Origin of the sequence: Vibrio sp. SCSIO 43097 (assembly GCF_023650755.1) — a bacterium.
Classification (GTDB): Bacteria; Pseudomonadota; Gammaproteobacteria; order Enterobacterales; family Vibrionaceae; genus Vibrio; species Vibrio alginolyticus.
Map to the genome: position 1 here is coordinate 1,951,536 of NZ_CP071840.1, position 14,687 is coordinate 1,966,222.

Below are 14,687 nucleotides of genomic sequence, written 5' to 3' on the forward strand. Positions count from 1 at the left end.
TTGGTGTGTCCGAAGCCTATTATAGTAGTCCATCAAGGTATAGCTCATATCTTTCTTTGCTAACCCACACTTGTATCAAAGTATGCAAGCTATCATATACAAAGCAAAACTGATCGGAGATATAGTATGGTCATAAAGAATCGTACTCTTCTTCATTATCAAACACTTTAGTACGATTGTTCATGTGATCACCGTTTGCTTCAGAGTCGATTGCTACGAGCAAAACCTTATCTCCATCGGCTTCGGTGTATTTTTCTAAATGGAAGCCGCCCACGATTCCACAGCCAGCAGCACTTGTAGACGATTCATTTAGTTTCAACTCACAACTTTCCTCGAACAGTTCATCAAGAGTGCATTCATCCGAAAAGCCTTGCTCGGCTTCAGCGACGACTTCTTCAAAGAATCTGGTCATTTGTTCTTCGTCAAAGATACCTAATTCATCAGTATCTTTGTAATTATCCCAAAGGCAGTCATCATGACTGATATCGGAAGAATGAATTTGACAGTAACAATCAAACTCACCATCCACTAACTGAACCGTAAGCTCACCTTGCCACTTGATAGCACTACTCTCAACACTCACCCCATACCAATGCCTCGTGGCTTTCGTATTCATTTTTTCAATATATACTGAGTCTTACTTCAATCTTACTCATGCTGCGTAACCTCTTTTTGTAATTACAAAGCTTGAGTCAAGCGTTTCAAACTGAGAAGCCATGCGTGCAACAACGGAATCAGGAACACCATGTACATTCTGATAATTCCCCTTCATTTCAACGACCTCAAAGGCCAGCCCCATGTCATTCGCTAGGTTTTGATAGAATTTCATTTCCCAATTTTTCACGAACGTGTTGGCAACAACAACATTGAAACCAGCTTTCAAGAGACGCTTAGTTTCAAACTTGCACCAGTTATGTGCATCCTTAATCTGAGCATTATCGTATTGATATAGGCCATCTTTATCGATGAAAAACTGATCAGCCTCAACCAACTTTGCATCTAAAGTTTTAGCGTGCGTTGACTTCCCAGAGCCTGGAATACCTCTCACCAGAGTAAGTTTTTGCTCGTTGATCACCATCTTATACCTCACCGTCTTTGAAAATTGACGATACAAATAATGGTTCTTTAGTCATCAACATGGCACGAGGAACACGATCGAAACGAAGATCTTCATTCAGAGTCTTAACCTTTTCTATAAGGCCTGCTTTAACTTGCTTGGTCAGTCCGTGAACCTTTGTACCAAACGAATCGAGGATTTCAGATGTTAGTTTGTCACTATAAATTGGGCTGCCAATGACTAATTCAGATGTAAATGATACCTTTTGGCCTTCGGCGGAAAAACTCAATGCAGCGATGTATCCATAATCGTGTAGAAGAAGAACTTCATCACCATTAAGAGTGTGGACTGCGTATTGACCATCTCGCAATGCTTGTCGTACTATCAATGAGATAACATTAAATTCACTGATTTCGAACAAAAACTCTGGAGCATTCAAGTACCCAGAAAAAAGTTGAGTAATAAGTTGTCTATGACTAACAAATGACGGATGCAGCTCTACGTCGCTAATGCCGTTATATTCATCAACATTACAAATAGCAACTAGCTCTAAATCCATAAAGAGTCTTATCTGGTACTGACCTGATACATCATCATCGAGTGGAATACCGTCGTAAGATGTGACTATGAGATGGGCGTCGGAAGACTCTAATAGAGAGCCTAATCTATCCCAATCAAGATTTAGGTGGAAAGAAGTGAACTGTTTTTCTGTGTTAAAAATATCCATGATGGACTCCAATTAATAATACAAGCTCATTTTTGAACTTGATAACTTAGTTCAAACGCCAAACTTAGCGGATAATTTTTAGCCACTTTGGCACGTATCTTTCAATGCTGTTTCAAGAACTTTTTAGAAACACACATCGAACTTATTATTTTATTATCTAAGTTGTTATATTATTATTGAGTCCATAGAGTTTCCTCACTGGAACGTAATAAAAGCTACCACCACATCCAACACAAAGTCAACAGAAAAAACCATTTAATAAAGCAAAAAAAAATTCCAGAACTTCATTTTCACTGCGTTTATGTATAATTAAAGTATAAACATTGTGCATATTAGTGGAAAAACCTTCGCCCTAGATCAGTCAGAGAACGACACCAGTTACTTCGGGAGCAAAGCTACTCTAGAAAAAGCAGTATGATGAATCATACTGCCCTGTCTACCTTAAGCAGCAAGTCGCCTTTAAACTAACAAATCAATTATTGAGATTGCATTCATTTGCTTTTGTCCGTGAATACAAACCTCGTATTCACGGTCATCGATTAAGCATATTACATCCAAGTTTTCTCGATTACTCTTAACGTGAGATGCATAAATGCTAAAAATAAATCTGGTCTCACAACCATCAGAAGTCAGGAATTTTCCTATAAGAGCGCTACTTTTTTCTGAATTTGAAAATCTTATTGCATCGAAGCTTTTCAAAATCCAAGAGGGTTTTGATTTCAAAAACGTGACTGCTAATGACGCAGAGGAGTGCGGGATCATCTCTAATCTATCATTCACTTTCAACTTTGACATAACACCGTACGAAGGTATATTCACGTTTAATAAAGTAGTACCATGGCTCATGTTTCTGTTTTGATAATCAAAATCACTTTTTATATCTTGAAAATATAGTTGGTAAACATCGTAATCAATCGTAATGTCTCGCCCATTATCGCGCTCGATTATGTAGTTACCAATTTCTGTACTCAAAGACTTCTTACTAAATCGCTCAAGAAGTTTCTCCAAATTTCCATCACTTATTCTCATATCCGACACCTTCTTTCTTCCATCAACTATCATTAAACAACATTTAATCAACTCTTTATTAAACTGCGAACCTCTCGGGTTTTGTCTCAGTAACACCCTCTCCGTTGGTGTAAGTTGATAAACAAATCTAAGCGCACAAAAGTAGTACACTTCTGAATATCCATACATAGCGGCTCCCCTCCCTAGCAACACAGCTTCTTCTCGTGCCAAGAAACTAATGCGGCAGTTGTGACAACTTTTAGATGTGGCTTATATTCCCAATTGGTTATTTCTTCTGGCAAAGGGATAAGGAAATCATCAACTTGACAGAATATATAGTCGACACCTCTAACATGATGGCTTTGTAAATCAGAGGTTCTATTTATGAATAAGCAAGAAGAATGAGAACCACTCTTGGTGATTAACCCAAACTTAAACGCAGAAAAACAATCATCATCAACAATGAGTTTGTTACCATGATATAGCAAGATATGCTTAATCTCATTTACAGCAGAAAGTTCTCCGCTAAGATCATTTCCTAGGAAACACAAGTAATTCGTATCAAGATAGATTTGCCTAATATAGCTTTCTAGTTCATTATATTCGGTTATGTTTGAGGTATATTTTGAGAGGCTGTCACTAATCTCCCAATCTAAGCCCATGTCTGGGTTTTTACGTGATAGAGCCAATTGCACTGCTTTTACCAATGGAATATCACATATATATTCTTTACGATTAATATTATTAATAACACCAACATTACTAATAACATTAAATATGTGTAAATCAAGATTTGATGAGGTTAAAGGGTGATTGGATAGATCGAAGTCAGTAGTATCACTATTGTACATAATGTCCTCCATAGAGAGTTAGAATTAAGTAAGTTTAAACTTTGCTGTAAGCAATTTTATTTTTCTTAATACTGTTATTATCTATTGAGAACACCGATATCAGAACGATACATTTAGTGTCTAGTTAGCGGTAGGGGACCAATTATCAGCCAACTTATGAAATACATTAATCACTTCTTAGTAAAGAGTCAATGTTTTATTTTATAAATATATGCAATATTAATCCCTTTGTTTTATTTATCTCTTCGTGCTTTGTATCGAGTGCGCTATAAGTACTTTAACCGTTCTAGTTTGTAGTATCAGCGTATAAATCCGATTTTAATTTTCACTCATTTACAGTTTACATGGGAGTATTATTATATTATTTTTATAAAATAAAAATATTGCCAACAAAAATATCAATCTTACCTTCAGATTATTTAGTCGGCTTTACTTCATTCATAAAGAAGAAATGCTCCCACACATCGTGACTAATCCTTAATTAATATACTGAGTTTCAGGCACATCTAACACCAAAAGCTTTTCTATCCTTATCATAGTGTAAGTCTCATTCACCTATTGGTTGTAATTTCTTAGGCTTACTTTCCCACCTAACTACTGTATCGTCTCTAATATCGAACGCTTATGATAACCATACAGCATCTTCAATTATTTGGAGCCGCACAACTTGTGGCGACCTAACGCTAAAATTCGAGAATGTCCTCTTTCCCAGTCTAGAAAATACTCCGCAAGTAGCTCCTGTACGACTCCATAGCAAAAACAGTTATCTCTTGTAGTTAAAAGACATTATCAGAAAGTTTGTCTCTTAACTTGGCGCTTAGACAGGATTTGGCAGTTAGTTCCTAACATAGATACTTGGAACAGGTTTTTAGCAATATCGAACCACGGTAACTTCTATAGAAATAATTGTTACTTCTGTTATCACTGGCTCCACCATAAGTTTGTTACAACGACACCAGAAGGAAGCAGTGTCCATCATATCAAAGCCGTTAAGTAGTAAAAGCAGTATGCTAACGCATACTGCTATTCTATTAAGCCAGTAATAAAGCTGTGTGCATTAATCACTATATATATGTAAAACAAGGTTAATGCACACATTTGATACGCACTATCAATCAAGTAGGACACATGAAGATTATCAGAGAAAGAACTGACATCCAATTTTCGGGCATACCTTAAAGAGCTTGATCTAAACCGATGGAACCTTTCCGTAAACCAGCGTTCTGATCCCTTGATACCAGAGTATAGGAAAAAACAGATGGGGAAATCGAAGAGAAAAAATCACCAACTGGAAAGAATCCAACCAAGCGCTCATAAACTGAAGTTCGCTGACGTTTTGGATGGACGACGATGCTATCGCCAATTGGTACTGTGATTCTCCGTCTGGACACAGAGGAATAGATACTGCCCCGATGCTGGCAGGGCTTTTCAACCTGCCACTCCGCGCTTTACTGGGCTTTAATGAGTTCAGTTATTCCGCGGAAGCATTGATTCGCTGTTTGGTCTGCTGCATGTAGACTTACATTCGCCAAATTACACCAACGTACGCAAGCGAACACGAACAGTCGATGTGAATATTGCCAAACTCCTAAAGGTCCAGTGGCACACCTGCTCATTGACGCAACTGGTGTTAAAATTTTTGGTGAAGGAGAATGGATGGTTCGTAAGTATGGCAGTGAAGGCCGACGCGGATGGCGCAAAGTCCACTTTGACGCAGATAGCCACGACATCATCTCTTCCGTAGTTTCTCTAGATAGCGTCCATAATAGCTAGGTACAGCCTGGTCTCTTGAATCCTTTACACAATAAAATAGAACAAGTATAGACAGATGGAGCCTATGACACACGAGGTTGCTATGAAGTGATAGGCAAAAAGGGAGCGAATGCGGTGCTCCCTCCTCGAAAGATTGTTGCCCTCTGGGATGACGAACACCCAAGAAACGAATATGTTATTGCCCAGCAGTCAGACCAACTAGAACAATGGAAAATGGACAGCCGTTACCACCAACGCTCACTAGTTGGGACTGCGATGTATCGTTACAAGCAACTGCTCAGTGGGAAAGTGACGCTGAGAAAAGACAATGGCCAACTAGGTGAAATTTTGGTTAACTTTAAGGGGTTGAACAAACTCACTGTGCTTGGTATGCCTGTTCGTCAGAGACTGAGCTAATATACCGCAGGTTAATGGCTTCACGCATATCCAAGGCTAAATTGGTCAACAACACCACTCAACTCAAGTGTCCAAAGGTCTAGGTTCCACTTCCCTCTTCACGTTTAATAACATTCACCATTTTGCCTTTATTTGTTCTTTGTACGTCAAACCCCAATAAACGAAACAGTTTATTTACCTTTGCTGCCATACCACGCATCCCAAATTTCTTCCATGCTGTCGTGATTTTTAGCGATTTAGGCAAGATATAATTAACAACAGATGAATTATCAAGCAGTTCATAAAAAATTGATTCAATGCTTACTTCCAGTTTTCCTGTTGACTTAATTGGTATTTTAGTAGGCTCAAAAGAGAAACTAGCTAGATGTAATATTCTTCTTAGTACCTCTACTGCCTCTGCTTGTTTACGAGCATCTTGGCTATGCATACTAATATCAGCTTCACCTCTGAGCATCGATTTGACTGTCGCATCAAAGTCATGCTTTAGGGAAAGGTTATAGGTGTATTCAACATCGCCTTTGGGTAATACTTCATCACTATCATCAATCTTAAAACCACTTCGCCGCAATGTTTCATAGAGAGCATAATGCAAATTATCCAGAAGTATCTGTCGATGTTTCGCTAAACGTGCCTCAAAACGTTCATCTTCGGTATAAGCGTGACGATAAAAACTAATTGAATGAAATGGTGGTGGTTGAAGTAACCCGAATATCATTCTTTTTGCGGTTCTGAGTCGGGAAGCAAACTGAATCAACTCTTTGGGCGTTAATACCCCTGAAGCGAACACCGTCACTATTTCAGCATGTTTAGTATTTATATCAAAACCTTCTTTCAGAATTGGACTGACAATAACAGTATCGTATTTTTGAATTTCATTAGACGGATCATTCAAAAACGCATCTTGCTCCTCTAAAAGGTAGTTTTTATCATCATCTCCTTTCACTATTGCTAAGATCTTATTTTCAATTGCTGCTTTAAAGTCAGCGACCTTTCTCTGTCCATTAAAAATGAAATAACCACTACTAATAAGCCACGACTCAATACTCTTTTTGCTATCACACACAATGAAGTTTTTGGTATTCGGCTTTAAGCCATTCGAAAGCAAATGCTCTTGATACCGACCCCACTCCCCTATTTTTGCCTGAATATTTGTTTTACTAACGTTATCACACACGGCTGTTGGAGGTAAGATACCCGCGACTACCCGTCTATCTCCACAGTCTTTTTTCACAACAGTTGTCGTCAAATGGTCGGTCAAATCAGCATCCATCAAAATAACCTTTTGCTGACCAGAGAAAATCACGCTGAGCAGGTTTTTTATCGTATCTTTTTCTGCTTTTGTCAGGTACTTCTCCCCAGTTGCATACACTGCTTCAAGTACTTTTTCTGCCTCATCAATAATAACTAAGTCTGCATATTTTATACGATGTTGTATAACTTGTTTCGTTATCGATTTTAAAGTGGACACAACGTGATTCGACGTTTCCAAAGCAATTAATGGTGCGTCTGAGGTAACTAAACTAAGTTGTTTTATTCGTTCATCAGGGCCAGTAGTATCTTGCTCTAACAAATGATTAGCAACACTATCTTCTACTCGATGTTTAAATGAACCAATGACAGATTTTAGGTTAGAAATCAAGACTGTACGTTTTTTTTGACGATGAAACGAATGTAGAATTTGGATAGCAAGTTCTGTTTTTCCCGTCCCTGTCCCTGCCTTCAATAGAGTTATATCAGGCATAGGAAACGGCTTGCGGGTGTTGCTTTTTCCATCATACAGATGGTATTCAAACTTTAGCGGATGAGTAATAAAACTCCCCAAGTAAAAGCCTGAAAATCGCTTGTCATAATAGGTTCTAATTCCATGTTTCGATGGTTCGAAGTCTAATGATGCATCAATCACACTGTCTAGGTACGCCTTGTTAGACTTCTTCATCAAAGAGGAAAATTTTCTCTTGCTCAAATGACTAATACTATTTACTTCTTCGTGAAACAGTCTAATTTTATCGTCAATATCTACCTGATCTTGTTTAATATCACTGCCTAAATATTGTGCTTTTGCGAGACTAAAAAGGTTGATGTCAAAGGTGACATTGTAACCCTTTAGAAGATGTAGTGTTCGAGAAGCACTTTTAGAAATAATGATGTTACCATTACCATCTAGAAGATCACATTTAAAGTAGTGCGATATTTTCTCAATAACTAGGCTAGATAATTGGCACGTAATACAAATTGAACTTAACCATCTTTCATAGCCTTGTCGGTATCCCTCTTGATGATAACGAACAGAAGCAACAAGGTCCTTCAGCTCAGATAGGACAACTCGCCTAGCACTACTTTGTAAAAAATCGGGGATATGCTCCCCGATTACAATGATGACTTCTGTTGCGCATACATTCAAACATTGCTTAAAAAATGGTGGGAAAGACGTCACCATATACTACTTACCTTATATTATTTGCTCTTCAACAAGCTCATCAACTACTATTTGAGATAAAGCACTCGCTATGTCATAGCCTAACCACACATTATCAGGAGCACTGCTGTCACTTTTGGAATCATCCATAGCTAACTTTTCAAGCAACGCCTCGAAACCATGCTGGTTCCAGTATGCAAGTTGTTCTTCTGTGTAACTGCCTCGCGCATCATTAGCAAAATCATCATCAATCCGAGTAAACAGCAATTCGCCTGCGTCTTTCTCACTAGTAACAAATATCGAGAGATTACGACTCGAGTAAAATTCAACATCGATCACGTTTACTAAAGCATTGCCATGAATGTTTCCGTAGCCGTAATAGGAAAGTGGTTTTGGTTCCATATGTACTGATAACTTCTTAATTGCTTTGACCAATACATCTTTTACTAGCAGGCGAGCTTCTCGATTACGGTAATTACGAGCAGCTTGTACTTTACTAATAAACTCTTTGATCGAGTCAGCACTGATTGTGTATGTTTCATACTCACTTGATTGCTTTTTCAGTTCTTCTTTTTTATTTTGCAAGACTTGGTATTTCGCCTTCTCTGAAGCCCTTTTCTCACCATCTGAAATAATAGTTAAAGTATCTAAGATGTTATCCATTTTCTGGTCAATCTCTTTGATTTTCTCATCAATGCTTAGTTTGGTGTTGCTATCCACATCTTGATTTATCAAGTCGTAGTCAATATGACGGGAGACTGACATCAAGAAGGCATCTTCTAGGTAATCTTGGATGATACTTTTGCAACAGGTTTTAGTTTCTTTTTGAGTACTACAATGTAATCGCCTTCTGATGCGATACTTTTGCCTTTGAGGTTGCGAACCAATACTCTTACCACACTTAGCACAAATAGACTTCTTACCATAATCGGTCAATAAATACACAATCGCATTTTTTTGAGAAACGGATTTATCACCACTCATAGCTTGATGCTTTCGCTTTTTAACTGCCTGAATTGTTTCAAATTCTTCTTCTGAAATAAGTTGGGGATAATAGTTATCAAGCTCGAACTTCTCTTTAACTGTTTCCCCTTCTTTCAAATACTTAATCTCAAATACTTTTCTACCACATAGTGAAGGGTTCGCTAAAATACTAGTAATAGTCGAAACACCCCAAACATCCCTTCCCGTTGGAGATTTGATGCCTCGAGTTCCTAGCTCTCGACTAATAGAGTTTAAGCCCATGTTCTCTTTTAAGTAGAGTTCCACAATCAATAGTGCTGTCGATTGGTGCTCATTAAGTTCAAAGCCCGCTTTTTCCTTTGGGTGTGACTTTGGCTTACGGGATAACCAAAATGGTAGACTTCCTGACACATCAGCTATCTCACCCTTACGGAAGTTTGCTACCTGTTCGTGAATGAAGTCTATGCTAAAGCCTTGTTTACGCAATGACTCTTCATGAGAGCGTTGCATTTCAATAATGGCATACAACATTGTTCCAACTGGATCAGCACTGAATGTTTTACGATTAAAGACTTTATCCCCTCTTGCTGTTATCACGGTGATGCCAGCCATCACCAGTTCATTAAGAGTTGACTGAGCTTGTATAACCTGCTCTCGGCTCATCCTGTCTAAAGATTCGATAATTAAAAATGAACCTGGTTTGATGTGATTAGACTTGACTAGACTTAAAAATACTCCGAATGCACCTTTTGTTTTGTGCTCAGCATGAAATGCAGACAACCCTTTATCAGTTAGAATAAGATCCTCATTAACTGTTAAGCCGTATTTTTCAGCAATTTCGTAGGCATATTTATCCTGACGCGCCAACGAGGTACCCTTTTCTTGCTCAATGTTTGAAAAGCGTCTGTAAGAGTAGACTTCTGGATTTGGACTAGGTCTAAACATTATACAGCCTCCATATTCGTCTTGGTTAGAACGAAGGGATGCTGAAACAAGTAGACAGGGGTGCTTAAAGTTAAATTAATGCTGGTTCGAAGTGATAATTCAAATAATTGAGCATTTAAACAAGCTCGATCGATTCGCAAACTTACTATAACTTCTAGAACTAAAAATATGACGTTTGACTCTCTCATGGGTCCTCCAAAAAATATATTGAGTCGTAATGTAATAACGGTTTGGCTTGTTTTGCCTGTAGTTTTTATCGTTATTATCTTTTTTTATTATTATGACTTTTATTATATTATTCAGAGCTTTCTGAGAGGCATCTCGGGAAGCCATTAGAAATTATCTTATATAAATAGGACTGTCAATACTTTTATTAAACAAATCCACAACGATTGATCAGCCACGTTTTCATCATTGGCCAATAACACCATCAAGGGTAACTCCTGATCTGCAAGACTGGCGCTGAAGTTCAGTTATGCCATCTCATGGGCTTCATACACAGCGTAGCTATAATATACCAGCTACTTCGAAGCGATTTCCTCAGAACTTTAACACGTGGGTCCTAATCAAAAATAAGAGGTAGATTGTTTTGCTCGAAAGACTACCAATACATCGTTACTGCCCGTAATTTAATGCAAAATGTAAGTAGAAAAGACATTCTCATCGCCCGTGTCGATGGGTCAAAAGTATTTACTAACGCCATAAACACGCTTTCCCTAACACTTAAAGTCAGCTCTACTTCACATCCATATAGTGCAAACTCGATGAAATATGTGCAGTAGAAAGACTACAAGGCGGTCGCGACGGACATGAAGGCCATCTACCAGTCGAAAACTTGCTTGAAACACAGCGGAAACGACTGTTCGGAATGCTCCGAAATATGCAGGACACTTTAAAAGTCATTGCCTTTAAAGTAAACAAGCGTAGCGTCAAACTAGATTTAGAGCAGCACAAGTGCTGCTATTTGTTCAATTAGGTTAGAACAACCACTTACTAACTTCATTTAAGTTCTCAAGGTATAACGGCCGAACTGTAGGTTCATCTGGTCGTTCATGTTTATCAATAAGGTGAAATTGTAAGTAGTACTCCGCCATAGCAGCTCGTATAGTTACCTCATAGAAGTCTCCTTCCCCTTTATCCATCATGATTACACGTTTCTGCTCATCTGTAAGCGCTGGTTGAGGTGAAATTCTCAATGTAACTGTCTGCATCCAGCAATCATCATCTTTAGCAGTCCAAGGCGAATTGCCAACAATAACTACATCCTTCATACGGCTTACATTGAAATCTCTAAATTCTTTTCTGTAATCATCGTAAGCTCGGCAATGCCATCTGAGTCCACTGTTTGCCAGACCTATTGGGTGTAATGTTCTTTTCATTCCTTCTGGATGATTAAGGGAGTGGTAAGTCACTTGAATAGAAAGCTTTTTTGCTATTGCTTGTGTCAGAATACGACTCACTTTCGGGGCAACATAACTCGAAATAGCAGGTCCAAAATCAATGGTATTTTCACCCCATAGCGTTGAAGAATAGCTCACGTTATTTAACCTCAGGAACGCTGTATACTCCTCCCATGAGCCGTCAGTGTAGTGAAGATGAAACTCACTAGTTGGTTCGAATCTTTTCGCACTCTTATTGTAAAAAAGTGAGTCTGGGTATTCTTTTCGATATTCAGCTAAGCTCTTAGTAATGTTGTTTACTGTTACCTGAAACAACACAGCTAGCTTAGATGCATTGACCACACCTTCCCAATAAGCCAGTAATTCGATAACTCTAAAACGAGCTTCTTTTGTACTGAGACCACCACCAATCATTGCTTAATCTCCAGATTCTCGATCACTTTCAATTGCGCTTTATGAACAACTAGGTGCTCTTGTGTAATTGCCAAATATTCCGATTCAATTTTTATCAAGTGCTCTCTAACTACCTCTGGCGTGCGCGGATCCTTTAGTCGCCTTAATAGCTGAGGCTGCTGCTTGTAGAATTCATCAAGCTTACTCAATTTTAGTATTTCTGGAGATAAGCTTGTCGGTACTATTAGATCGACAGGTCTTACCTCTGCTACTTTTAAAGCCATATCGAAACCTGCTGCATCGTAGTCAAAGAAAACAGCAACTTTTGCTGAGCTGCTTATGCTACCTATCACTTCCATTACAACTGACTGGTTATCACCATGCCCTTTATAGATCATTACCGCCTCCTCATATTCAGAAGGTATACGGTCAATGACTTCCTCCCAGTAAACCAAGGCTTCTCCGTTTTCTAAGATTATCAACTGCTTTATACGTTCGACATCCAAATGACCTTTTCTTACCGATACTACCGTACCAACTGGTGTTGATACTTCCTCATTACCTATCAACGGAATCGATGAAGTAAGACTCGACATATTTATCATTGATTTAAATACGTCTCCTCTTGCCCACTTTTCATTAGGTACTGTTTTTGATGCATCCATGCGGTTATGAAATTCAAGAGATAAATCCATTACTGATTTACCAAACATTTCATCAAGAAAGGTTTCCAGTTTTCTCAACTCATGCGAACTTAAATGAATTTTGCCACTCCGATAATCACCTATACCTACTTCATCACAAATATGTCTATAAGTAGGTTTGTCTGGAAGCTGTCTTTTCGATGACTTAACTATTTGGAGTGCAAGTTTAAGAACCTTTTTATTCACGATTACCTTTCCTGAAAATTATATCCTTGATATACAAAGTACCGTCAAAAGGCTGGACAATATCTCTGACCTCTTCGACTACTACGTATCTGGAAATAGATTTTTTCTGTGCTTCATAATAGCTCATCACCATAATCATCCAATCTTCGGGCAAAGCTTCAACACCGAGGACTCCATAAGCATTCATTGCTGAAATATCTTCTTTGTAGGATGCATCGGTAATAGCCTGAAATAGTAGCTCTACATTTTCTGTTAAAGGATCGAGAACATTTTCCAGAGTCTCTCCTCTTGCATCGGCGATTTCCTCATTATTTTCTTCTGGTTGCTCAGTATTTGGCTCTAGCTGAACTTTTTCCAAAGTATCCAGCGCAATATCCATGAGGAGTTCTTCATCTCTTGCACTACTGGTATCAACATATCCCCCTAAACGTTGCCTTTCGGCAAGAGAGGCGCAAGTAGGCAGCTCCATGATCCCTGATATATCGGGTCGATAACCAGGTTGCTCTTTGAACTTGTTCGAGAAGATGTCAATCAGCATGTTTAACCGACGAACTGCTTTGTCTCTTTGTAGTTTCTCCACCATACTATTTAGTTTGCGATTGGTAGCTGCCAGGTCTTTCAAACTACGATCAAGATGAGCTTTAAAGACTTTCATTAGTAGTCGTTCAAGCAGTAAATCAGTTCCAACCCATTCTCTTATCTTTACTACACTTAAGTGGCTGATTGTCGTTCTGAGCTTAAAGCATTCATCTTTACAGCGGGTTGTCTGTCTTATACGTTCATCAATATCAGATACGACGCTAAATTCATCAGAAACAATATGGTGATACATACTTAAGGCATCTGTAAGCATGTCCATTATTTCCATGACTATCTCTCTGATTTCATCAAAGTATTGCTCGTGAGAAGTATGTGTCCTGATCTTCGATTTCTTATAGCTCTCTATACTAAATTCTAAATCCTCAATAAGGCTTGAATATGCTCCTACTTTTTCTCTGAATCTATATCTGCTAGTAACATGATCCAACAGACTCCTAACTTTGCTGTGAACCTGTACACCAAGGTTGTCGTCGACATAATAAGCTAATCGATTTTTTTCTAAGGCTGTTATTGCAGATTCATTTTCAGGTGTGTCATCAATTTGACCAGCAGTGACATAGCAACTTTCATCAACTACCTCGATATGCTTGCTTAGAGCACGAATCGCTGATTTTGAATCTTCTTTACGTCCCATCAGAACAGCTCCTGCTGAGATTCTGGTTCATCATCTGGTAACTCGTAGCCTTCAAATGAGTGAATGAATTCTAATTGATCAAATAATAAAGACCATTTGGCTGTCGCTATATACACAGCACCAGAACTACCAACCGACAGTAGATATCCATTGTCAGATAAGTAAGTCAGAACAGACCTCAGCTTAGTTTTTGTTTCAAGAGATCTTGAAACTTTTCTAAATTTAGAAGCGATCTGACTCAACAATTCAGACATAGAGGAAGACTCTTCTATTGCCGATAGTAACTCTGACTCTGAAATTCTTGCACCCGCTTCTATTGGACGAGATTCCGCGTCTACATTTCTCACTAATCTAAGCCAATCAAGCAATGGTTCTAGATCGACTAGCATATGGGAGAACTGTTTAGTCGCTCTTTTTCGCCTCTTTGGATCTTCTAATGTCTCATATGAGCAATAGTAGCCTTTACTGTCATTAGTCTTTCCAACTTGTCTGGAAATTCGATGCAGAAATGCATTAACGTCGGAACAATTTATAGAGTCTTGGAGAAATCGAAAAGCTTCGGGATAAGAAACTTCACATATCACTTTTTCATCAAGTAGATATTCAACCGTAATTTCAAATCTGGTGCTCATGA

General features: G+C 38.5%; 11 protein-coding genes and 1 pseudogene. 1 reads left to right on the plus strand and 11 read right to left on the minus strand.

The genetic code is table 11. The features are described 5' to 3' along the window. Positions 1–130: 130 nt before the first annotated feature. The 5 genes from J4N40_RS09645 to J4N40_RS09665 form a co-directional block, all read right to left on the minus strand. Positions 131–616: a hypothetical protein gene (locus tag J4N40_RS09645; protein ID WP_115385929.1), complete on the minus strand. Its 486-nt coding sequence runs from the start codon at positions 614–616 to the stop codon at positions 131–133. A gap of 36 nt (positions 617–652) precedes the next feature. Further along, the gene (locus tag J4N40_RS09650) at positions 653–1,072 is read right to left on the minus strand and encodes an AAA family ATPase (RefSeq protein ID WP_029809406.1); all 420 of its coding nucleotides are present in this window, start codon (positions 1,070–1,072) and stop codon (positions 653–655) included. Positions 1,073–1,079: 7 nt separating this feature from the next. After that, positions 1,080–1,784: a hypothetical protein gene (locus J4N40_RS09655; RefSeq protein ID WP_029809407.1), complete on the minus strand. Its 705-nt coding sequence runs from the start codon at positions 1,782–1,784 to the stop codon at positions 1,080–1,082. Positions 1,785–2,243: 459 nt separating this feature from the next. After that, on the minus strand, positions 2,244–2,981 hold the full coding sequence (locus J4N40_RS09660; protein WP_029809408.1) for a hypothetical protein: 738 nt from the start codon (positions 2,979–2,981) through the stop codon (positions 2,244–2,246). A 14-nt stretch (positions 2,982–2,995) separates the two neighbouring features. Next, complete coding sequence (locus J4N40_RS09665) at positions 2,996–3,643, minus strand: hypothetical protein (RefSeq protein WP_115385927.1); 648 nt, start codon at positions 3,641–3,643, stop codon at positions 2,996–2,998. Between the two features lie 1,244 nt (positions 3,644–4,887). On the opposite strand from J4N40_RS09665, the pseudogene J4N40_RS09670 reads away from it, so the two are divergent. Further along, positions 4,888–5,812: pseudogene (locus tag J4N40_RS09670) on the plus strand (IS5 family transposase). A 79-nt stretch (positions 5,813–5,891) separates the two neighbouring features. On the opposite strand, the gene J4N40_RS09675 reads toward J4N40_RS09670, so the two are convergent. The 6 genes from J4N40_RS09675 to J4N40_RS09700 form a co-directional block, all read right to left on the minus strand. Continuing rightward, positions 5,892–8,249 (minus strand): DEAD/DEAH box helicase family protein, encoded by a 2,358-nt coding sequence (locus J4N40_RS09675; RefSeq protein ID WP_250654218.1) that lies wholly within the window; start codon positions 8,247–8,249, stop codon positions 5,892–5,894. A gap of 12 nt (positions 8,250–8,261) precedes the next feature. Beyond that, a complete protein-coding gene (locus tag J4N40_RS09680; protein WP_250654219.1) occupies positions 8,262–10,136 on the minus strand; it encodes a recombinase family protein in 1,875 nt (624 codons plus the stop codon). 977 nt (positions 10,137–11,113) lie between these two features. After that, positions 11,114–11,950 (minus strand): helix-turn-helix transcriptional regulator, encoded by an 837-nt coding sequence (locus tag J4N40_RS09685; protein WP_029809412.1) that lies wholly within the window; start codon positions 11,948–11,950, stop codon positions 11,114–11,116. Continuing rightward, the gene (locus J4N40_RS09690) at positions 11,947–12,819 is read right to left on the minus strand and encodes a DUF7281 domain-containing protein (RefSeq protein WP_025499151.1); all 873 of its coding nucleotides are present in this window, start codon (positions 12,817–12,819) and stop codon (positions 11,947–11,949) included. The genes J4N40_RS09685 and J4N40_RS09690 overlap by 4 nt, the downstream gene beginning before the upstream one ends. Beyond that, a complete protein-coding gene (locus J4N40_RS09695; protein WP_029809413.1) occupies positions 12,812–14,053 on the minus strand; it encodes a hypothetical protein in 1,242 nt (413 codons plus the stop codon). The genes J4N40_RS09690 and J4N40_RS09695 overlap by 8 nt, the downstream gene beginning before the upstream one ends. Then, positions 14,053–14,685 (minus strand): hypothetical protein, encoded by a 633-nt coding sequence (locus tag J4N40_RS09700; protein WP_050550470.1) that lies wholly within the window; start codon positions 14,683–14,685, stop codon positions 14,053–14,055. Before J4N40_RS09700 ends, J4N40_RS09695 begins: the two co-directional genes overlap by 1 nt. Positions 14,686–14,687: the final 2 nt, after the last annotated feature.